Origin of the sequence: Streptomyces sp. NPDC056503 (assembly GCF_042794995.1) — a bacterium.
Taxonomy (GTDB): Bacteria; Actinomycetota; Actinomycetes; order Streptomycetales; family Streptomycetaceae; genus Streptomyces.
This window is the reverse complement of record NZ_JBHTST010000020.1, coordinates 20,569-41,145: the sequence shown is the minus strand read 5'-3', so window position 1 is coordinate 41,145 and position 20,577 is coordinate 20,569. Positions and strand designations below refer to the sequence as shown.

The 20,577-nt window shown below is 73.5% G+C and carries 20 protein-coding genes; 10 read left to right on the top strand and 10 right to left on the bottom strand.

Features of this window, described 5'->3' with window-relative positions:
• The first annotated feature begins 94 nt into the window (after positions 1–94).
• Positions 95–760: an SDR family NAD(P)-dependent oxidoreductase gene (locus ACFQ8C_RS08690; RefSeq protein WP_383453654.1), complete on the top strand. Its 666-nt coding sequence runs from the start codon at positions 95–97 to the stop codon at positions 758–760.
• Between the two features lie 76 nt (positions 761–836).
• On the opposite strand, the gene ACFQ8C_RS08685 is transcribed toward ACFQ8C_RS08690, so the two are convergent.
• Both ACFQ8C_RS08685 and ACFQ8C_RS08680 read right to left on the bottom strand, forming a co-directional pair.
• Positions 837–2,075: an MFS transporter gene (locus ACFQ8C_RS08685; protein WP_383453652.1), complete on the bottom strand. Its 1,239-nt coding sequence runs from the start codon at positions 2,073–2,075 to the stop codon at positions 837–839.
• Entirely contained in the window at positions 2,072–3,472 is a 1,401-nt protein-coding gene (locus ACFQ8C_RS08680; RefSeq protein WP_383453650.1) for an NAD(P)-binding domain-containing protein, read from the bottom strand. Before ACFQ8C_RS08680 ends, ACFQ8C_RS08685 begins: the two co-directional genes overlap by 4 nt.
• A 564-nt stretch (positions 3,473–4,036) precedes the next feature.
• Here ACFQ8C_RS08680 and ACFQ8C_RS08675 point away from each other — a divergent pair.
• Entirely contained in the window at positions 4,037–4,405 is a 369-nt protein-coding gene (locus tag ACFQ8C_RS08675; RefSeq protein ID WP_383453648.1) for an ArsR/SmtB family transcription factor, read from the top strand.
• Between the two features lie 388 nt (positions 4,406–4,793).
• Here the strand turns inward: ACFQ8C_RS08675 and trxB are convergent, their stop codons facing one another.
• Together trxB and ACFQ8C_RS08665 are read right to left on the bottom strand one after the other, a co-directional pair.
• Positions 4,794–5,798 (bottom strand): thioredoxin-disulfide reductase, encoded by a 1,005-nt coding sequence (gene trxB / locus ACFQ8C_RS08670; protein WP_383453647.1) that lies wholly within the window; start codon positions 5,796–5,798, stop codon positions 4,794–4,796.
• Positions 5,799–5,805: 7 nt separating this feature from the next.
• A complete protein-coding gene (locus ACFQ8C_RS08665; RefSeq protein WP_383453645.1) occupies positions 5,806–6,237 on the bottom strand; it encodes an arsenate reductase ArsC in 432 nt (143 codons plus the stop codon).
• 74 nt (positions 6,238–6,311) lie between these two features.
• Between ACFQ8C_RS08665 and ACFQ8C_RS08660 the strand changes: the two genes are divergently transcribed.
• The 3 genes from ACFQ8C_RS08660 (at position 6,312) to ACFQ8C_RS08650 (ending at position 8,854) form a co-directional block, all read left to right on the top strand.
• Positions 6,312–6,620, top strand: a complete 309-nt coding sequence (locus ACFQ8C_RS08660; protein WP_383453643.1) for an ArsR/SmtB family transcription factor — start codon at positions 6,312–6,314, stop codon at positions 6,618–6,620.
• Positions 6,617–7,702, top strand: coding sequence for an ACR3 family arsenite efflux transporter (arsB, locus tag ACFQ8C_RS08655; protein ID WP_383453641.1), 1,086 nt, complete (start codon positions 6,617–6,619; stop codon positions 7,700–7,702). The genes ACFQ8C_RS08660 and arsB overlap by 4 nt, the downstream gene beginning before the upstream one ends.
• A 75-nt stretch (positions 7,703–7,777) precedes the next feature.
• Positions 7,778–8,854 (top strand): ArsO family NAD(P)H-dependent flavin-containing monooxygenase, encoded by a 1,077-nt coding sequence (locus ACFQ8C_RS08650; protein ID WP_383453738.1) that lies wholly within the window; start codon positions 7,778–7,780, stop codon positions 8,852–8,854.
• Between the two features lie 217 nt (positions 8,855–9,071).
• On the opposite strand, the gene ACFQ8C_RS08645 is transcribed toward ACFQ8C_RS08650, so the two are convergent.
• Positions 9,072–9,593: a GNAT family N-acetyltransferase gene (locus tag ACFQ8C_RS08645; RefSeq protein WP_383453639.1), complete on the bottom strand. Its 522-nt coding sequence runs from the start codon at positions 9,591–9,593 to the stop codon at positions 9,072–9,074.
• Positions 9,583–9,906 (bottom strand): ArsR/SmtB family transcription factor, encoded by a 324-nt coding sequence (locus ACFQ8C_RS08640; RefSeq protein WP_383453637.1) that lies wholly within the window; start codon positions 9,904–9,906, stop codon positions 9,583–9,585. The genes ACFQ8C_RS08645 and ACFQ8C_RS08640 overlap by 11 nt, the downstream gene beginning before the upstream one ends.
• Before the next feature lie 284 nt (positions 9,907–10,190).
• Here ACFQ8C_RS08640 and ACFQ8C_RS08635 point away from each other — a divergent pair, with 284 nt between their 5' ends.
• The 3 genes from ACFQ8C_RS08635 to ACFQ8C_RS08625 are packed head-to-tail and all read left to right on the top strand — an operon-like array spanning position 10,191 to position 12,662.
• Positions 10,191–11,393, top strand: coding sequence for an MFS transporter (locus tag ACFQ8C_RS08635; RefSeq protein ID WP_383453635.1), 1,203 nt, complete (start codon positions 10,191–10,193; stop codon positions 11,391–11,393).
• A 19-nt stretch (positions 11,394–11,412) separates the two neighbouring features.
• Positions 11,413–11,793, top strand: coding sequence for a nuclear transport factor 2 family protein (locus ACFQ8C_RS08630; protein WP_383453633.1), 381 nt, complete (start codon positions 11,413–11,415; stop codon positions 11,791–11,793).
• A 17-nt stretch (positions 11,794–11,810) separates the two neighbouring features.
• Complete coding sequence (locus ACFQ8C_RS08625; RefSeq protein WP_383453631.1) at positions 11,811–12,662, top strand: aldo/keto reductase; 852 nt, start codon at positions 11,811–11,813, stop codon at positions 12,660–12,662.
• Between the two features lie 140 nt (positions 12,663–12,802).
• Here the strand turns inward: ACFQ8C_RS08625 and fabG are convergent, their stop codons facing one another.
• A complete protein-coding gene (gene fabG / locus ACFQ8C_RS08620; protein WP_383453629.1) occupies positions 12,803–13,594 on the bottom strand; it encodes a 3-oxoacyl-ACP reductase FabG in 792 nt (263 codons plus the stop codon).
• Between the two features lie 394 nt (positions 13,595–13,988).
• On the opposite strand from fabG, the gene ACFQ8C_RS08615 reads away from it, so the two are divergent.
• Positions 13,989–15,497 (top strand): DUF4246 domain-containing protein, encoded by a 1,509-nt coding sequence (locus ACFQ8C_RS08615; protein ID WP_383453627.1) that lies wholly within the window; start codon positions 13,989–13,991, stop codon positions 15,495–15,497.
• A 76-nt stretch (positions 15,498–15,573) separates the two neighbouring features.
• On the opposite strand, the gene ACFQ8C_RS08610 is transcribed toward ACFQ8C_RS08615, so the two are convergent.
• A complete protein-coding gene (locus tag ACFQ8C_RS08610; protein ID WP_383453625.1) occupies positions 15,574–16,962 on the bottom strand; it encodes a DUF5685 family protein in 1,389 nt (462 codons plus the stop codon).
• Positions 16,963–17,137: 175 nt separating this feature from the next.
• On the opposite strand from ACFQ8C_RS08610, the gene ACFQ8C_RS08605 reads away from it, so the two are divergent.
• Positions 17,138–17,824 (top strand): maleylpyruvate isomerase family mycothiol-dependent enzyme, encoded by a 687-nt coding sequence (locus tag ACFQ8C_RS08605; protein ID WP_383453623.1) that lies wholly within the window; start codon positions 17,138–17,140, stop codon positions 17,822–17,824.
• Positions 17,825–17,934: 110 nt separating this feature from the next.
• Here the strand turns inward: ACFQ8C_RS08605 and ACFQ8C_RS08600 are convergent, their stop codons facing one another.
• Entirely contained in the window at positions 17,935–19,149 is a 1,215-nt protein-coding gene (locus tag ACFQ8C_RS08600; RefSeq protein ID WP_383453621.1) for a glycoside hydrolase family 64 protein, read from the bottom strand.
• A 147-nt stretch (positions 19,150–19,296) separates the two neighbouring features.
• Entirely contained in the window at positions 19,297–20,529 is a 1,233-nt protein-coding gene (locus tag ACFQ8C_RS08595) for a glycosyltransferase (RefSeq protein WP_383453619.1), read from the bottom strand.
• Positions 20,530–20,577 lie beyond the last annotated feature (48 nt).

Genomic DNA, 20,577 nt, shown 5'->3' with positions numbered 1-20,577 from the left:
CGGACGGCGTTCACCCTCACCCGACGAGGCGCATCCGCGAGGCCCCGGCGTCGCGAATCGGTGGAGGGAGCCACCGGGACGAAGGAGCATCACCATGAACGCCGTCGACATGAGGGTCCTCCTGGTCGGCGCGACGGGCGAGATCGGCGGGCTCGCCACCCGGCAGCTCGCCGGACACGGCGCGGCGACCGCCCTCGCCGGCCGTGACCGGGAACGACTCCGGGCGAGGGCCTCGGCGCTCGGGGGGCGTCCATGGCGCGCCTTCGACGCCTACGACCTGGACGGTTGCGGACAGCTGGCGCCCTGGGCGAAGGAAGCCCTCGGCGGGCTGGACGCCCTGGTCGTCGCGGTGGGCGTCGCCGCCTTCGGAGCCGCCACCCAGGTGTCCGACGCTTCGGCCGAGCACCTGTTCACCGTGAACGCCCTGGGCCCCATGGCCGTCGTGCGGGGCGCCCTGCCCGTCGTCTCCCGGGGTGGCGTCGTGGTCGTGGTGACAGGCGAGATCGTGGACCGTCCCCCTCTGGGGATGGCCGATTACGCGGCGGCCAAAGCGGCGCTCGCCATGTGGCTACGCGTGACCGGCCGCGAGGCCCGCCGCGACGGCATCACGGTCGTGGACGCCCGGATGCCGCATCTGGACACGGGCTTCGCGACACGGGCCGCGGTGGGTTCCCCTCCCGCGCTGGGCCCCGGAGCGGATCCGGAGGAGGCCGTGCGCCACCAGGTGGTCATGCCGCTGCTCCGGGCGCTGGAAGGCTGACACCGGCCCACCTCACCCGTCACCGCGGTTCGGCGGCGCTTCTCTGCGAACCCGCGGGAGAGGCGGCGGACGTCGGTCAGGCGTCCTTCCGGGTCGCCTCCCGGACCGATGTGCCGGTGGCGACGAGGGCCGCGGCGGCGCCCATGAGGGCAAGGCCCACGAACAGGGCGGGGTGACCGCCGAGCGGGGCCGCGAAGAAGGCCGCGGCGAAGGGGGCGAGGGCGGAGGCGGTCATCGCCGGGGCGCCGAGGATTCCGGAGAGGCGGCCGTAGTGGCGGGCGCCCCAGCGGTCGGTGACGGCGGTGGCCTGGAGGAGGGTGAGGTTGCCGCGGACCATGCCGGCGATGACGGAGACGGCGACCAGCAGGCCGTACGGGCCGGGGGTGAGAGCGAGGGCGGCGGTGGTCAGGCTGCCGAGGGCGACGAGGACCACCGTGCGCGCGGTGACGCCGGTGCGGCGGGCCAGCGGGGCGTAGAGGAGGCGGCCGAGGGTCTGCCCGGCACCGCCGAGGCCGAGGGCCCACGCGGCCTGGGTGGTGGTGTAGCCGCGTTCGACGAGGAGCGGGACGAGCGTGACGACGACCGCGTACATCGCGAACGCGGAGAGCGTGAAGGCCACTCCGAGGAGGACGAAGGGACGGCTGCGGACGACCGCGCCGGGCGAGTCGTCCGGCGCCGTGGAGGGTGCCGGTGGCGCCGGCGGCCACGGGGCCCGGAGCGCGAGGGCGTGGGCGGGGACCGTGAGGACGGCGAGGATCACGGCGAGCACGAGGTAGGTGTCGCGCCAGGTCAGGTGGGACGCGAGGGCGGCGGTGAGCGGGGCGAAGACCGTGGACGCCAGGCCGCCGGCGAGGGTGACGATCGTGAGGGCGCGGACGTGGTCGGGCGCCCACCACCGGGTGAGGGCGGCGAAGGCGGGCTGGTAGAAGGTGGCCGCCATGCTGAGTCCGGCCAGCAGCCAGCCCGCGAAGAACGTGGCCGGGTTCGGGGCGAGGGCGATGACCACCAGGCCGGCCGTCCCGGCCGCCGAACCCGCCGTCATGATCACGCGGGGGCCGTGCCGGTCGATGATCCGGCCCACGCGGATGCCGGAGATTCCCGAGACGACCAGGGCGAGCGAGAAGGCGGCGGTGGTGAGGCTCGCGGACCAGCCGGTGGCGGCGGTGATCTGTGGGTTCAGCACGGGGAAGGCGTAGTAGACGATCCCCCAGCCGGCGATCTGGGTGAGGCAGAGAGCGGGCAGCACGGCGCGGGGCCGCGACCGGCTGCCCGAGCCGGTCGCGGCCTCGCGGGCGCGGTCGTCGAGGGAGGTCACGAGCCGCAGCAGCCGCCCGCCGCCTGCGCGTCGGCGACGGGGAGGGACGTCGGGGCGCCCAGCCGGACGAGTTGCGGAGCGGGGGCGCAGCAGCCGCCGGCGTCGCCGGACTGGGCCTCGGGGTCGCCGTAGAGGCCGGAGCCGCCACAGACTCCGGTCTCGGGGAGGGTGAGTTCGACGCGGTCGGCGGAGTCGAGGTCACCCGCGAGGGCGGCGGCGACGGAACGGACCTGCTCGTAGCCGGTGAGGGCGAGGAAGGTCGGGGCGCGGCCGTAGGACTTCATGCCGACGAGGTGGACGCCCTGCTCGGGGTGGGCGAGTTCGCGGTGGCCGTGGGGGTAGACGGTGCCGCAGGAGTGCTGGTTGGGGTCGATCAGCGGCGCGAGCCCGACGGGGGCCTGGAGGCGCTCGTCGAGGTCGAGGCGGAGCTCGTCGAGGAAGGACAGGTCGGGGCGGAAGCCGGTGAGGACGATGACCTCGTCGACCGGGTCGAGGCGCCGACCGTCCTCGGCGACCAGGACGAGACGCCCGTCGGCGTCCCGTTCGACCGCCTGCGTGCGGAAGCCGGTGACGGCGTCGGCGTGGCCCTCGTCGACGGCGGCCTTGGCGGCGAGGCCGAGGGCGCCGCGGGCGGGGAGCTGGTCGGCGGTGCCGCCGCCGAAGGTGGAGCCGGAGATGCCCCGGCGCAGGATCCACGTGGCGCGCGTGTCGGCGCCGCCGTCGGCCTTCGCCAGGTCGGCCAGCAGGGCGAGGGCGGTGAAGGCGGAGGCGCCGGAGCCGATGACGGCGGTGCGCTTGCCGGCGTAACGGGCCCGGGCGGCGGGTTCGGTGAGGTCGGGGACGCGGTAGGAGATCCGGTCGGCGGCGGCGCGCTCGCCGAGGGCGGGCAGGCCGTCCCCGCCGGCGGGGCCGGGAGTGGACCAGGTGCCGGAGGCGTCGACGACGGCGCGGGCGAGGATCCGCTCCTCGCGGCCGTCGGTGTGGGTGACGTGGACGGTGAAGGGCTGGGTGGCGCGGTCGGCGTCGACGATCCGGTCGCGACCCGCCCGGGAGACGCCGGTGACCCGGGCGCCCACCCGCACCTTGTCCCCGAGGACGTCGGCGAGCGGCTGCAGGTACCGCTCGGCCCACTCCCCGCCGGTGGGGTAGGCCGTCGCGTCGGGCTTCGTCCAGCCGGTGGGGGCGAGGAGCTTCTCGGCGGCCGGGTCGGTGACCTCGCCCCAGGGCGAGAACAGACGGACGTGCGCCCACTCGCGCACCGCCGCACCCGCCGTGGCGCCGGCCTCCAGGACGAGGGGCTCGATGCCCCGGTCGGTGAGGTGGGCGGCGGCGGCCAGGCCGGCGGGGCCGGCTCCGATGACCACGACGGGCAGCCGGCCGGTGGTGGTGGCGTTCATGACGAGTCCCCTTGTGTTTCGACGTCCGTCGATCCCTTGCGCTCTCAGCATGCACCGGATATCGATGGACGTCAACATAGACATTCATCAAAACAGAGGGGGTGCTCGTGGAGCGCGTCGATGTCGACGCAGACGGCGTCGGAGCGGGCAGTCCGGTCCCGCCTCGGCGCACGGCCTTCTGCGCGCGGGGCTCACCCCAGCACCCCTGGAGGCTTCGGACCTGGGGGCGGTTCGCGCTCGCGGCACTACGGCAACCTCACCCCGCTCCCCGCCCGCCCGTTACGGCGCGCCTCGGGGGCCACCGTTCGGCGGGGACCCTGACCGCCGGGACACCGCGACGCGTCCGGCCGGGGAGGGGTTCGAGCTCGACCCCGCCACCGGAACGGCATCGCGCTCGCGCACCCGCGCCTGGCGCACGTGGGGCCGGAGTGGCGGCGCAGCCCGTCGTCCGCACCCCCGCGCGGCGTCGGCCGCGACGCCCGGCGTGCCGCCGGGCGCCTTGCGCGCGAGTTCCGTCGCCCATGACCTCGGGAACTTTGCTTCGACGTGTGTCAACATAGACGTATGTCGAACGCGAAGGTGTTGCTGCCCCTCCTTGAGCCCACCGTCGAACCGTGCTGCCCGCCCCTCACCGAGCGCCCCCTGACCGCCGAGGAGGCCGAGCGGACCGCCCTGATGTTCAAGGCGCTCGGCGATCCGGTCCGCCTGCGGCTCTTCTCCTCCGTCGCGTCCCACGAGGGCGGCGAGGCGTGCGTGTGCGACATCTCCGACGTCGGAGTCTCCCAGCCCACCGTCTCCCACCACCTGAAGAAACTGAAGGAAGCCGGCCTGCTCACCTCCGAGCGGCGCGGGACCTGGGTGTACTACCGGGTGGAGCCGGGAGTCCTCGCGGCGATGGGGCAGCTCCTGAGCCCCTCGGGCGCTTCCACCTGAGCTGAGGCGGACGGCCGGATGACGACGTCCCCACCCTGGCGCTTCAGGCGTACGGCGGTGGCATCGCCTTCCACGACGAGAACCACCTGCCCGGCCTCCGGCACGACGGTCATGACGGCCACGACGGCCATGACGGCCATGACGCCTGCCTGGCCTCGCTCCCGTCCCGGATGCGGCGCCGCGCGAAGGGGGACCGAGGGCGCGCGGACGACTCCGGCACCCTCGTCGGGCGCAAGGAGCACGACGTCGGACAGGCAGCGGCTCCGCGAACGCACGGTCCGCCTGGACCTGCCGGAGACGGCCGCTCTGGTCTCCTGACCCACCGACAGGCATGAACCGGGCCCGTTCCGTCGCGCGGAAAGCACGACGGAACGGGCCCGGCGCCTTTTCAGCCCGCCGAGACGAGCTCGACCCCGACGGCCGGCTCGGCGTCCCGGAGGGCCGCGAGGTAACGCTCCGCGTCCAGGGCGGCGGCGCAGCCGGAGCCCGCCGCCGTGATGGCCTGGCGGTAGGTGTGATCGACGACGTCACCGGCGCCGAAGACGCCCGGCAGGCTCGTACGGGTCGAGGGAGCCTCGGTCTTCAGGTAGCCCTCGGCGTCGAGGTCGAGCTGGTCGGCGAAGAGCCCCGTGCGCGGGTCGTGCCCGATGGCGATGAAGAGGCCGGTCGCGTCCAGCTCACGGGTCTCGCCCGTGAGGACGTCACGCAGGACGACGCCGGACAGCATGCCGTTCGCCTCCTTGATCTCGGCGACCTCGCTGTCGAAGGCGAAGGAGATCTTGTCGTCGGCGAAGGCGCGGTTCTGCATGGTCTTGGAGGCCCGCAGGGTGGAACGCCGGTGGACGACGGTGACGGAGCGGGCGAAGCGGGTGAGGAAGGTGGCCTCCTCCATGGCGGTGTCGCCGCCGCCGACCACGACGATGTCGCGGTCGCGGAAGAAGAAGCCGTCGCAGGTGGCGCACCAGGACACGCCCCTCCCGGACAGCTCGTCCTCCTGGGGCAGGCCGAGCTTGCGGTAGCCGGAGCCGGTCGCGATGATCACAGCCTTGGCGCGGTGGACGGTGCCGGCGGAGTCGGTGAGGAGCTTGATGTCACCGGCCAGGTCGACGGAGACGATGTCGTCGTCGATCATCTCGGCACCGAACCGCTCGGCCTGGGCCCGCATGTCGTCCATGAGGTCGGGGCCGTTGATACCGGTGGGGAAGCCGGGAAAGTTCTCGACCTCGGTGGTCGTGGTGAGCGAGCCGCCGACGAATATGGAGCTGCCGAACAGCAGCGGCTTCAGCTGGGCGCGTGCGGTGTAGAGCGCGGCGGTGTACCCGGCGGGGCCGGAGCCGATGATGATGACCTCGCGGACGTCGTCCTGGGCGCCGGTCGTGGTGGTCGTCGTCATGGTGAGGTCAGTTCTCCTGCTTCTCGGCGTTCGTGGAGTCGATCTCGGCGATGAGGCCCTCGATGAGCCCCTTGACCTCGTCCCGGATGGGACGGACGGCCTCGACCCCTTGGCCGGCCGGGTCCTCCAGGACCCAGTCGAGGTAGGTCTTGCCGGGGAAGTAGGGGCAGGCGTCGCCGCAGCCCATGGTGATGATGTAGTCCGACGCCTGGGCGGCCTCGACGGTGAGGACCTTCGGCTTCTGGTCGGAGATGTCGATGCCGAGCTCGGCCATGGCGGCCACCGCGGCCGGGTTGACCTGGTCGCCCGGGAGGGAGCCGGCGGACCGGACCTCGACACGGTCGCCCGCGAGGTGCCGGAGGAAGCCGGCGGCCATCTGGGAGCGCCCCGCGTTGTGGACGCAGACGAACAGCACGGAGGCGAGCGGGGACTCGGACATCGATTCTTCCTTCGTGACAGACGGGCATCAGCCCGGACTGGCATCACCCTTCACTGATGTGACAGTATCAGTCCATGCTGACGTCAGTCGACACTGAGCTGTTGAAGGTCCTCGCCGACCCGCTGCGGCTCCGGATCGTGACCCTGCTCGCCCGCGAGACCCTGTGCACCACGCACCTGGTCGAGGAGACCGGAGCCAGACAGACCAACCTCTCCAACCACCTCAGGGTCCTGCGCGAGGCGGGCGTGGTGGAGACGGAGCCGTGCGGCCGGTTCACGTACTACCGGCTGCGGCCCGACGTCATCGAGCAGCTCGCCGGCCAGTTCGCCGGCCTCGCCGCCACCGCCCGCGCCCACGCCGACTCCAAGAGGTCCTGCCCGTGACCCCCGCCGCCCCCGCGACCGCCGCCGAGGAATCCTCGGTCGTCGCGAAGCTGTCGACGCTCGACCGCTTCCTCGCCGTCTGGATCCTCCTGGCCATGGGCCTGGGCCTCGGTCTGGGGCGGCTCATCCCCGGCCTGAACGACGCGCTCGCGAAGGTCGAGGTCGGCGGGATCTCCCTGCCGATCGCCGTCGGCCTGCTGATCATGATGTACCCGGTCCTCGCCAAGGTCCGCTACGACAGGCTCGACGCCGTCACCGGCGACAAGAAGCTCATGGTGTCGTCGCTGGTCATCAACTGGATCCTCGGCCCGGCCGTCATGTTCGCCCTGGCCTGGATCTTCCTGCCGGACCTGCCCGAGTACCGCACCGGCCTGATCATCGTCGGCCTCGCCCGCTGCATCGCCATGGTCATCATCTGGAACGACCTCGCCTGCGGCGACCGTGAAGCCGCCGCCGTCCTGGTCGCCCTGAACAGCGTGTTCCAGGTCATCGCCTTCGGCCTGCTGGGCTGGTTCTACCTCGACATCCTGCCTGGTTGGCTGGGCCTCGGAGACGGCGAGACCCTCGACATCTCGATGTGGAAGATCGCGCTGAACGTCGTCGTCTTCCTCGGTGTCCCCCTGCTGGCCGGCTTCCTGACCCGCCGGATCGGCGAGGAGAAGCTGGGCCGGGAGTCGTACGAGCGGAAGTTCCTGCCGAAGATCGGCCCCTGGGCCCTCTACGGCCTGCTCTTCACGATCGTGATCCTCTTCGCCCTCCAGGGGAAGACGATCACCTCGCAGCCCCTCGACGTGGCCCGCATCGCGCTCCCCCTCCTCGTCTACTTCGCGATCATGTGGTTCGGCACCTTCGCGCTGGGCAAGGCCATCGGCCTGCGCTACGACCGCACCGCCACCCTGGCCTTCACGGCCGCGGGCAACAACTTCGAACTCGCCATCGCCGTCGCCATCGCCACCTTCGGCGTCACCAGCGGCCAGGCCCTGTCCGGCGTCGTCGGCCCACTCATCGAGGTCCCCGTCCTCGTCGCCCTGGTCTACGTGTCGCTGGCCTGGCGCAGGAAGTTCTCCCCCGCCCAGCGGTAGGCACCGCCCCGCCCTCACCACCGAGGTGCCCCGCCCCGCCGACGTGCGGGCCGGGGCACCGCCGTCGAGAAGGGAATCCCGGACATGACCCAGCACCAGGCCGTCGACGTGGTCGTCGTCGGCGGAGGACAGGCGGGCCTCGCCGCCGGCTACCACCTGCGCCGGGCCGGCCTGGACTTCGTCGTCCTGGACGCGGGGGACGCCCCGGGCGGGGCCTGGCAGCACACCTGGGACTCCCTCCACCTCTTCTCCCCCGCCGCCTACTCCTCCCTCCCCGGCCGGCTCATGCCCCCGCAGCCGGGCGAGACGTACCCGGACGCGGCCCATGTCGTCGCGTACCTCACGGAGTACGAGCAACGCTACGACCTCCCCGTCCACCGCCCCGTCCGCGTCGCCGGAGTCCACCACGACGGCGAACGCCTCCGCGTCGAGACCGACTCCGGCACCTGGCTCGCCCGCGCGGTCATCAGCGCCACGGGCACCTGGTCCCGTCCGTTCCTCCCCGCCGTCCCCGGCCGCGCGGAGTACCGGGGCACCCAGCTCCACACGGTCGGATACCGGCGGGCGTCCGACTTCGCCGGACAGAAGGTGATCGTGGTCGGCGGCGGCAACTCAGGGGCCCAGGTCGCCGCCGACCTCGCGTACGGCTCCGACCCGACCTGGGTCACCCTCCGCGAACCCCGCTACCTCGCCGACGACATCGACGGCCGCGCCCTCTTCGACCACGCCACCGCCCGCCGCAAGGCCCTCGACGAAGGCCGCACCGACACCGGCGGCGTCGCCTCCCTCGGCGACATCGTCGCCGTCCCGCCCGTACGCGAAGCCCGCGACGCCGGACTCCTCAAGGCGCAGCCGATGTTCACCCGCCTCACCGCCACGGGCGCCGAATGGCCCGACAGCACCCGCGCGGACGCCGACGCGATCATCTGGTGCACCGGCTTCCGTCCCGCCCTCGCGCACCTCGCCCCGCTCGGCCTGCGCGGCCCCCGCGGCCGCATCCCCACGGCCGGCACCCAGGCCCTGGCCGAACCCCGGCTCCACCTCCTCGGCTACGGCGACTGGACCGGCCCCGCCTCCGCCACCCTCATCGGCGTCGGCCGCCCGGCCCGCGACGCGGCCCGGGCCATCGCCGAGCTCCTTGAGGAGGAGTGAGGGGCCCCACCCCGAGGGGAGCGGGCCGCCTCCCCCACCCAGGACGTCGTGCCCCTGTCAGTCGTGGCGGGCGAGCTTCACCGCGGAGACCGGAAGGACGACGGCCAGAAGCGGGATGAGCACCAGGTCGGGGAAGACGCCGCAGGCCAGCCGGGCGTTCGTCCGGAGCTCCCACCGCGCCCCGGGGCTCCAGGCGCGGCCCGCCGCCGGGCGAGGATCACGTCACGACGGAGCTGCGGCGCTCGACGAGGACCACGTCCCGCCACACCCCGTGATGCCGCCCGATCCGCTGCCGTGTGCCGATCACCCGGAACCCGGCGCGGGCGTGCACGGCGAGGCTCGCGGCGTTCTCGGGGAAGATCCCGGACTGGATCGTCCAGATGCCGGCCCGTTCGGTGGAGTCGGCCAGTGCCCGCAGCAGCGCGGTCGCGACACCACGGCCCCGGGCGGCGGGATGGACGTAGACGGAATGCTCGACGACGCCGGCGTACGCGCGGCGGTCGGACACCCGGGTGGCGGCGACCCAGCCGAGGACGTGGCCGGGTCCGTCGAACGCGTGGCCGGGTCCGTCGAGCGCGACGAAGCGGTGCTCGGGCAGCCTGGCCGCGGCGAAGGCCTCCCATGCCGGGGCGGCGGTCTCGAAGGTGGCGTCGCCCTCGTCGATCCCGGCCTGGTAGACCGCCAGGACCTGCTCGGCGTGGTCGGCGGTCATCGGGGTCACGACGAACTCAGCACCCATCGGGCACCTCCTCTCCCATGATCGACCGGACCGCGCGCGGGAACACCGACAGGCAGGTGCGGTTCACCGCGTACAGGGTCGAGGTGCCCTGCTTCTCGGGAAGCGCGAAGCGGACCTCGGCCAGGATCTTCAGATGGTGGGAGACGGTCGACTGACCGACCTCCACCTGGGCGACCAGCTCCCCCACGGTCATCGGCCGGCCCGCCCGGGCGAGCAGGTGCAGGAGCCGCACTCGGGTGGGGTCGCCGAGGGCGCGGAACCATGCGGCGTACGTATGGGCTTGTTCGTCGGTGATCGACTCGGTTTTGTTCATCGATGATCGACGATATTCGATGAAGGAGGTCTTGGCCAGGGCCACGGCCTCCCGCGAAGCCCGCCCGGCGGGGCCGACCCCTCGCCGCCGCTTCTCCGCGCCCGGATCACCGCCGCCCGACTTCGCGCGGGGCGGGACGGGGCGGGACGGCTTTGCCGGGCGACAGCCGGAGAGGGCCTGTAATCGATATGGGCGCGCTATCCGCGTTTGCACTTATAGCGTGTCTGCAACTATTGTTGCAGCACGTAAACGGCCTACTCAAGCAAACACGGAAGGGCGGAGCCATGCCGCTCGCGCTACTCGCTCTCGCAGTCGGGGCCTTCGGGATCGGGACGACCGAGTTCGTCATCATGGGGCTGCTGCCCCAGATCGCCGCCGACTACGGCGTCTCCATCCCCACCGCCGGACTCCTGGTCACCGGCTACGCCCTCGGCGTCGTCATCGGCGCCCCGCTGCTGACCGTGCTCGGCCGCCGAGCGAGCCGCAAGCGGATGCTCATGCTGCTGATGGGCCTCTTCGTGGCCGGGAACATACTCTCCGCGCTCGCCCCCACCTTCGGCGTGATGCTGACCGGCCGCGTGGTCGCCTCGCTCGCCCACGGCTCCTTCTTCGGCATCGGGTCCGTCGTCGCCGCCGGCCTGGTCGCCCCGGACAGGAAGGCCGGCGCCATCGCCACGATGTTCACCGGCCTCACCGTCGCCAACATCGTCGGCGTCCCCCTCGGCACCTTCATCGGACAGGCCGTCGGCTGGCGCACCACCTTCGCGATCGTCGCCGTGCTCGGCGTGATCGGGCTGCTCGGCATCGCCCGGCTCGTCCCCGCCATGCCCCGCCCCGAAGGCACCCGCCTCGCCGGCGAGCTGAAGGCCTTCCGCAACCCCCAGGTACTGCTCGCGATGGCCATGACCGTCCTCGGCTTCGGCGGCGTCTTCGCCGCGATCACCTACATCGCGCCGATGATGACCGAGACCGCCGGATACTCCGAAGGCGCCGTCACCTGGCTGCTCGTCCTCTTCGGCGTCGGCATGTTCCTCGGCAACCTCCTCGGCGGCCGCTACGCCGACCGGGCGCTGATGCCCCTGCTGTACGCCACCCTCGGCGGCCTCGCCGTCGTCCTCGCGCTGCTCACCGTCGCCGCGCACGACAAGGTCCTCGCCGCGATCGCCATCCTCCTCGTCGGAGCGCTCGGCTTCGCCACCGTCCCGCCGCTGCAGAAGCGCGTCCTCGACCAGGCGCACGGCGCGCCGACCCTGGCCTCCGCCGTCAACATCGGCGCCTTCAACCTCGGCAACGCCCTCGCCGCCTGGCTCGGCGGCCTCGTCATCGCCGCCGGCCTCGGCTACACCGCGCCCAACTGGGTCGGCGCCGCCCTCGCCACCGCCGCCCTCGCCCTCGCCCTGTGGTCCGCCGCGCTGGAGCGCCGCGCCCCGGCCCCGGTCCCGGCCCCGGCCGCCGTCACCCCCGCCCCCACCCCCGTACACCACTGACCCACCGGAGCACCCCTCCATGAACGCCCCCCGCACCCGCACTCCCCGGGAGGTCTTCGCCGACCACGGCCGGCGCCTCGGCACCGGCGACCCGGACCTCGTCAGCGAGAACTACACGGCCGACGCCGTCTTCCTCACTCCCGACGGCGTCCTGACCGGACGAGCGGGCGTCCGCGAGGGCATCGGCCGGCTGCTCGCCGACCTGCCCGACGCCGCATGGCACCTGACCCCGCAGTTCGCCGGGGACGTGCTGTTCCTCCGGTGGACCGCCGTCGGCAGCACCCACGAGGTCACCGACGGCGTGGACACCTTCGTCTTCCGCGACGGGCTCATCAGCGCCCAGACCGTCCGCTACACCCTCTCCCCCCGCACCACCGAGCGCACCGCGCTCACCAAGTGAAGGAGCATCCGCACACCATGGCACCGTCCGCCACCACCCCCACCACCCCCGCCGTCCCCACCGTCACGCTGAACAACGGCGTCGAGATCCCCCAGCTCGGCTTCGGCGTCTTCCAGGTCGCCGACGACGCGACCACCGCGGCCGTCACGGCCGCTCTCGAGGCCGGCTACCGCAGCATCGACACCGCCGCCGTCTACGGCAACGAGGCCGGCGTCGGTCGCGCCCTCGCCGCCTCCGGGCTCGCCCGCGAGGAGCTGTTCGTCACCACCAAGCTGTGGAACGCCGACCAGGGCTACGACTCCACCCTGCGGGCCTTCGACGCCGGCCTGGCCAAGCTCGGCCTGGACTACGTCGACCTGTACCTGATCCACTGGCCGACCCCGGCCCGCGACCTGTACCGCGACTCCTGGCGCGCCCTGGAGCGGCTCGCCGAGGAGGGCCGGATCCGCGCCGCCGGCGTCTCCAACTTCCAGCCCGAGCACCTGCGCCGGCTGATGGACGGCGCCGAGCTGACCCCGGCCGTCAACCAGATCGAGCTGCACCCCGCGCTGCAGCAGTCCGCACTGCGCGCCTTCCACGGCGAGCACCGGATCGCCACCGAGGCCTGGAGCCCGCTGGCGCAGGGCGCGGTCCTCGACGACCCGGCGATCGTCGCGATCGCCGCCGCCCACGGCAAGTCGCCCGCCCAGGTCGTCATCCGCTGGCACCTCCAGCTCGGCAACGTGGTCATCCCCAAGTCGGTCACCCCGGCCCGGATCCGCGCCAACTTCGACGTGTTCGACTTCGTGCTGACGGACGAGGAGACGGCGGCGATCGCCGGTCTCGACCGCGGCCTGCGCACCGGCCCGCACCCCGACGAGCTCAACTGACCCACGCGCCCACCGGGCGCCCCCTCTCCTCGTCGGCCCGCGCTCGGCCTCGACGCGGACCGGCGCCTGGAGGTGCTGCCCCGGCCCGTCGCGTGTGGCGGCGACGGACCGGTCGACGGGGGACGCCGGGCGCCCGGGCTTCAGCCGGTGGGGGTGGCGAGGGCGTCCAGGGATTCGGGGACGGTCTGGCCCCCGTCGACCGTGAGGGTCTGTCCGGTGACGAACGCCGCTTCGTCCGAGGCGAGGAAGCCGACCGCGTGCGCGACGTCCGCGGGCTCCCCGAGTCTGCCCAGCGGGATCGACGCGGCCATCCGGCGCAGGTACTCCTCGCCGAGGGCGTCCAGGCCCTCGGTACGGACGTTCCCGGGGAGCACGGCGTTGACGGTGATGCCCAGCGGGGCCAGTTCCAGGGCCGCCCCGCGCAGGAAACCCAGCTGGCCGGCCTTGCTCGCGCCGTAGTGGGACCAGCCCGTGTATCCGGTGGTCGGTCCGGTGATGGAGGAGGTGAGGACGACACGTCCGTGCCCGGCGCGTTCCATCGCGGGCAGGCAGGCCCGCACGGCGAGGATGGAGCCCCGCAGATTGACCGCGAGGACCTCGTCGACGTCGGCGGCGGTCATCTCGCGCAGCGGCTTCTCGGGGAAGACGCCCGCGTTCGCGCAGAGGACGTCGACGTGCCCGTGCAGGCGCTCCGCCTCGGCCGCCATCGTCTCGACCGCCTCCGGGTCGCGCAGGTCCATCCCCGTTCCGGCGACTCGCCCGCCCGTGGCGAGGGAGAGGCTCCTGGCGACCTCGCGGGCGACGGCCCCGTCCCGGCCGGTCAGGAGCACCGCCGCGCCCCGGCGGGCGAAGAGTTCGGCGATGCCTCGTCCGATGCCGCGGGTCCCGCCGGTCACCACGACGGACCGCTCTCGCCAAGGGGTGCTGGTCATGCCCCGTCCCGTCCTCTCCTCGTCCCATGCCGACAAGCGGCCCCCGGCCCGGCTCGGCCCGGGGTCGCTCACCGTAGGCGACGTACCGACGGCCCGTCGCCCGCCACCGCGCGGCGTCGGCTCGGGGACGGGCGAACGGACCCCGGCGCCCTCCGGCGGAATCGGGCCCCGGGCCGCGCGACCGGGCGGTGGGCGGCTCACCCGGACGGAGGAGCCCGCGAAGGGCGCGGGGGCGCGGCGTTCCCGCGCGTTCGCCCGGTCGCGGGTCCGTCGGCGGACCGCCCGGCCGGGGCCGGTCTTCCCCTCCCCCCGGCCGTCACACCGCGCCATCCGGCTGTCAGTCCGCTGACGTATTCTTCCCGCCACCGTACGCCGACTCGGAGGACCAAGAGAATTGACCGGCCTGCCCGCTTTCCCCCTGCCGTTTCACTCTTCCCGCACCCTGCCGTTCACGCCGCCCCGGACGCTGCGGGAAGTCGAGATGACGGAGTGCAGCGCCCATATCCGGGCGAAGCCGGGGTGGTTCGAGAAGATGAACGACGCCGACATCGTCGCCAGGTGGACGCGTGAGGCGGTCGACCAGGGCCTGACCGAGGCGCAGGTTCGCTACGTGCTCGCCGAACTCGCGCACTACGCCGCTCTGCGGGACGGACGGACCGGCGTCGAGGTGTCCGCCGTCGACGGGGTGTGGCAGTCGGACGCGCTCGTGGACGACGGGCTCAGGTCCCGGCTGCGCGAGGCGGTCCGGGTGCTGGAGCAGGTCCCGGAGGCGGAGAGGGACTGGCATCCCGGTTCCGACGGCCAGGTGCTGGATCTCGTTCATCCCTCGCTGTTCTGCCTGGTGAGGGGGGTGAGCGGCGCACCCGATCAGGCCTGGCGGAACCCGACGAACCATTACTCGAAGTACGAGTTCTCCGAGAAGTTCCAGTGGCTGCCCACGGACGTCGAGGTCGGTGCCGACGGCGACGTCGCCTTCCTCTCGTACGTCAACAACGTCCACCCCGAGGCCCATCGCGAACTGAACGCCGTGCTGCCGGAGTTGTTCGATCGGATGCGCCCGCTGCTGGAGAACGTGCTCACCGACCTGCGGCATCCGCGGCCCCTGCGGATCGAGGCCGATCCCTACGGGTGGTACGACTCGGAGCCCCGGCGTCCGGACAGGTCCTCCTTCGGCGACGAGGCGGCCTACGCGGAGGCCTGCCGCGCGTGGGAACGGGCCCAGGACGACTGGTGGGAGAACCGCCGCCCGGTGGTCCCCGACGCCCCGGCCTTCACCCCGCCCGAGTCGCCCGACGCCTCCGCCCGGGTCGACCTGCGCGGCCGCCGCCTCCAGGTGATCGTCAAGCTCGCCACCCTCCACCTCACCCCGGAGAAGCCCGAGTACGCCGGCGGTTCCTGGCACGTCGAGGGGATGCTGAACGAGCGCATCGTCTCGACCGGCCTCTACTACTGGGACAGCGAGAACATCACCGAGAGCCGGCTGGGCTTCCGGACGGCACTCGACGACCCGGACTACGAGCAGAGCGACGACAACGGCGTGCGCGAGGTCTACGGCCTGGAGAACGAGGACGCGCTGAACCAGGTGCTGGGATCGGTGTCGACCCCCGCGGGCCGCTGCCTCGCCTTCCCCAACGTCCTGCAGCACCGCGTCGGCTCGTTCCGCCTCACGGACCCCGCCCGCCCGGGACACCGCAAGATCCTCGCGTTCTTCCTGGTCGACCCGGAGCACCGGATCGTCTCGACGGCCGACGTGCCGCCGCAGCAGCCGTGGTCCGACACCTCGACCATGACGCTGGAGCAGGCCAAGGGCCACCGCGAGGAACTGATGAAGGAACGCAAGTTCTTCGTCGACGAGCACAACGAGCAGCTCTACGAGCGGGAGTTCTCCCTCTGCGAGCACTGAGCTCCGCGGACCGACGGCACGCGTCGGCCCGGGTGCCCCTCGGAGGGGGCGCTCCGGGCCGGCGCGTCCGTGCGGTTCAGTCGCAGCAGTCGCAGCAGCACTTGCACGGGTTGCAGCAGCCCCCGCCATCGCCGCAGCCGCCGCCGGAACCACCCGAGCCACCCGAGCCGCCGGAGCCTCCCGAGCCGTGCCCGCCGCCCGAACCGCCGGACGAGCCGCCCGAGTTGCCGCCGCCCCGCCCGCCGAACCAGCCATCGCCGCCGGAGCCGTCCCGGCTCGAACCGCCGTCGCGGTTGCCGTCGCCGAACTGCACGGGCTCCACGTCGTCCTCGCCGCCGTCGTCGCAGCGGCAGCAGTCGTAGCACAGCCTGCAGTCGGGGCAGAGGCGGCGCCATTCGGCACACCGCCGGCACTGCCCGTCCGGCGGCCGGTTCGACGCCGTCGCGCCGCCCTCCGGGGCGACGCCCGTAAGCGCCCCCACGCCGCAGGCGGACCCCGCGCCGGTCTCCTCGCCGGTCCACGCCGGTGTCCGCGTCGCCGTACGGCGTCCCGGCCACGGCAGCACGCGCGGGCCGCCCCCGGCCTGGCGACGGTGCCGGTGGTGGCGGTGCCGGGGATCGAAGACGCGGTCGACGGCGCGCTCCAACTCGCCGCCCAGCAGGGTGCGTACCAGCCGTCCGTCGACGAAGTCGGCCTCGGACAGGGCGAGTCGGATGCCGTGGACGGCGTCGTCGCACAGGCGTCGTACCTCGGCGCGGTCCGCGCCCGTCACGGCGATCGGGTTCCACGCGCCGGACGCCGCGTCCGCGTCCAGGTCCTCCACCGCGTCCAGCAGATGCGCCAGCCGGCCGAACAGACGGCCGGCCTCCGCGAGCGGCTCGGCGTTGCCCGGGCGGCCGGTGAGCACCGCGGTGTACGCGAAGGCGGCCGCGGTCGCCGTCTCCGTGGGCTCGGTGACCGTCAGCAGCGAGCCGCCGAGGCCGGTCGCCCGCTCGATCTCCGGCTGGCGCTCGACCGCCCCGAGCAGCACGCCGGTGTCGAAGCCGAGCCGTTCGCCGCCGGCGGCGCCCGCCCGGTCCCAGCCCTGGACAATCCGGCGTGCGGCCAGCGCCACCGGGCGGCGTCCCACCAGGCCGTCGCCGTCGGCCACGTGGTCGCGTATCTTCGCCGCGGCCAGCACGAGCGACACCGTCGCCGCCAGCCGCGCGCCCTCGCCCTGCGCCACGTCCGCGGAGCGCATCCCGCGCAGCGGACACGGACCGGCGGACCGGCGCCACTCCCCGGTGCGCTCCGACTGCGCCTCGGTCAGCACCGAGACGATCAGGCCGTCGTAGTTGGTGGCCACCCTCGCGAACTGCCCGTACTCACCGCGCAGAGCCAGGCACAGTCCGCACAGATGCGCCATCCACTCGGTACGCAGTCCCTCGCCCAGCCGATGACGGCACGGCCTGATGATTCCGAACACCGAAGTTCTCCCCCGTAGAAGCGACCGCCCGGACGTGTCCCGCCGGACGGCTCACGGATACAGGATCCTAAAGGGTCCCCTTCCGGGGAACGCCCGCGGAAACCCCCGGTCCGGGGCCCGGCCCGGTGTCGTCCACGGGCGGATCCCCCGGAGTCGGGGCCTGTATTTTGGCGCCGTGGACTACTTGGCTGCACTTCGACGTGAACTTGATGTCTTCGGCGCCGCGTTGGGCGGCGATCTCTCGGCTCCGGTCGAGCACTGCGGCGACTGGAGACTGGCGGACCTGGCCGTACACATGGGGGCGGGGAACCTCTGGGTCGTCACCGCGGTGAAGGAGGGGCACGGCGACGGCTACGACGAGGGCTCCGCGCCCCGCGACCAGGCCGCTCTCCGGGCCTGGTACGCCGAGACGGCGGACGCGCTCGTGCGGACGCTGTCGGTCGACCCCTCGACCGAGGCGTGGGCGTTCTTCCCGCCGCACACGGTCGGGTTCTGGCTGCGGCGCCGCAGCCAGGAGACGCTGATGCACCGCTGGGACGCCGAACACGCCCTCGGCCCGACGACGCCGATGGATCCGGCGCTCGCCGCCGACGGCGTCGCCGAGGTCTTCGACACCATGGCGCTCCGCATGGTCTCCAGGGGGGCCGCCCGCCATCCCGAGCAGGCCGTGCGGATCACCGCCACCGATACCGGCCACGGCTGGACCTACGGCACCGGCGAGCCGGTCGCGGAGCTCTCGGGCACCGCCGAGGACCTGCTGCTGACGCTGTGGGGGCGCAAGCCCCGGGACACCGCGTCGGTGACCTGGTCCGGGGACCGCGCGGCGGGTCTGGACGTGCTGGCCGGTCCGCTGGTCCCCTGACACGGCGCCGGGCGACGCCGCCGGTCCTCACCGGTGAACGCGGACGGCGGGTGCGGGGCGCCGGGAGGGCCGCGCCCCGCACCACGCCGAAGGCGGCGCCGGCGAGGGCTCTAGTCGAACGGGTCGAGCGTGATGTAGGCCTGCCGCGGGTCGCCGTCGTGCACCAGTGACTCGTGCGCGCCGACGTCGTCGAAGGCGAATCCGTAGGCCTTGCCGTCGGCCATCCGCTCGTGGACGGCGCGGGAGTAGTGGTTGGTCACCGCGTCCTGGTAGAAGCCGGCCGACGAGGTGTCCGGCTGGTTCGGGTTGGTGAGCAGGGTGGAGCGGTTGTAACCCGCGCAGAGGGTGCGGGAGATGGGGCCGCGCACCTGGTCGTTGGGGGCGTCGAGGAGCTTGTAGCAGCCGAAGACGCTGTCGGAGTCGGGCTTCTGGAAGGAGGTGACGACGGCTCCCGCGCCGTTGGTGAAGTTCATGACGTTGCCGGAGACCCTGCCGTAGTACTTCACCGAGGGCTGGTTCGCGAAGGGGGTCACGGTGAGGGTCGAGGTCGCGTACTTGGTCCAGACGCGGTTGACGTAGTCGTTCATCACCCCCGCGGGCAGGGCGCCGGCCTCGATGCCGTGGCCGGGTGCCAGCGCGCGCAGCACCGTGCCGTCGGAGCGGGTCTGGATGAGGTTGGCCCACCCGCCCGGCCGGGCGCGCAGCGCGTCGTAGAAGCCGCGGTAGCCGCCGGGCTTGAGCCGCCCGGTGTTCGCGACGGTGCCGTCGGGGCGCTTCACGCCGACGGCGTACGGCGCCGAGACCATGTCGACCTGGGTGCTGTTGAGCCACAGGCCCGCGTCGTTGAGGGTGTACTCGGACCAGTTGAAGAGGATGTTCCGGTTGGGGTCGGTGGGGTTCTGCACCGCGGGCTGCACGAGGCCGCCCGTCGCGAGCTTGAAGACCAGCTTCTGGCCGTAGCTGAAGTAGACCCGTCCCGAGAACTTCGGCAGCCGGATGGTCATCGACCGGCCGGCGGCCGGGCCCGTGATGGCGGCGTCGGGCGCGGGCACGGGGGTGGAGCCCCCGGCCGGCCAGGGGTGGAAGGTGCCGTTCGCGTCCGCCCAGCCCTGCCGGCCGGTCGAGAGCTCGGTGCCGAGGTTGTACACGTAGATCTGCTCGCCGCGACCCGAGTTGTTCGTGAAGGTGAGCGGGATCGTCGCGGGGACGGCCGCGGAGGCCGGGTCGGGATCGGTCGCTCCGACGACGGCGACGGTGGTTCCGATCAGCGCGGCGGCGGCCAGAGGGACGAGCCGGACGCGGGTGCGCCGGTGCCGTGGGGACATGGGGGCTCCTCGGAGGTGGGGGCTCCGGACAGGGACGAGTGCTCGTGAGAGCGCTCTCAAGAATGGTGACGATGAGATGAACCTGTCAACCGATCGGGCGGAGACGGGTCGGTCGAGGCCGGTCGACGGAGACCGGTCGACGGGTGGTCAGCCTGCCGGGCGCGCGAGCGCGGCGAGCACCGGCGCGACGCCGTCCTCCCCGGCCAGGCGGTCGGCCAGCGCCCGGGCGCGCGCACGGTACGAGCCGTCCTCCGTCGCGCGGCGCAGGGCCCCGGCCAGGGTCTCGGAGGTGAGGCGGCGCAGCGGCACCACGCCGGGAGCGGTGCCCAGCGCGGTCTGCCGGGACGCCCAGAACGCCGCGTCGAACTGGACCGGGACCGGCACGGCGGGCACCCCGGCCCGCAGCACGGCGCCCGTCGTCCCCGCTCCCGCGTGGTGGACGACGGCGGCCGTCCGGGGGAACAGCAGGGAGTGCGGTACCTCGTCGACCGTCAGGATGTCGTCGCCACCGGCCGCCAGCCCCGCCCAGCCCCGCTGGACGATCCCGCGCACGTTCGCCGCGCGCAGGGCACCGACGACCTCGCGGCTCACCCGCTCGGGATCGGGGACGGTGGCGCTGCCCAGGCCGACGAAGACCGGCGGGGGGCCGGCGCCGAGGAAGTCCTCCAGCTCCCGGGACAGCCGGGCGCCCGTCGTCTCGTGCGGCCACCAGTACCCGGACACCTCCAGTCCGGCGGGCCAGTCCCGGGGCCGGGGGACGACGAGTTCGCTGTAGCCGTGCAGCACGGGCCGCGGCGGCCGTCCGCGGGAGCGGCCCGCCGCCTTGAGCCCGTACCGCCGCGGCAGCGACCGTACGGCGTCGTGGAACATCAGCTCCACCGACGTCATGACGGCGCGTCCGCTCAGCCGGTTTCCCCACGTGCCCAGAGACCGCGTCCCCAGGACGGGGGCGGGGAACTCCGCGGTCGGGTGCAGCGGCTGGAGGTGCAGCCCCAGGGCGGGCACGGACAGGCCCTCGGCGAGGGCGTACCCGAGCGGCCCGAGCGCGCCTCCGACCAGCAGGACCTCGCCCTCCCGCGCGACCTCCACCAGGGCCGCCGTCATCTCGTCGACCGCTCCCCGGGCCATCGACGCCAGCCGTACGAGCTTCCCCGCGCCGGTCCTCGCGTCGTGCAGCCGCCGTCCCCGCGCGGAGTGCAGTTCGGCGCGGGGGTCCACCGGCAGCGGACGGAACCGCACCCCGGACCCCGCCACCAGCGGCTCGAACACCGCGTGCGCGGCCAGCGTCACCTCGTGCCCGGCCCGTACGAGACCGGCCCCCAGACCCGTGTACGGCGCGACGTCGCCCCGCGATCCCGCCGTCATCATCACGATGCGCACGCCGCCAGTGTGCCCCACAGGGACGCGACCGCGCGGCAGACCGGCCGG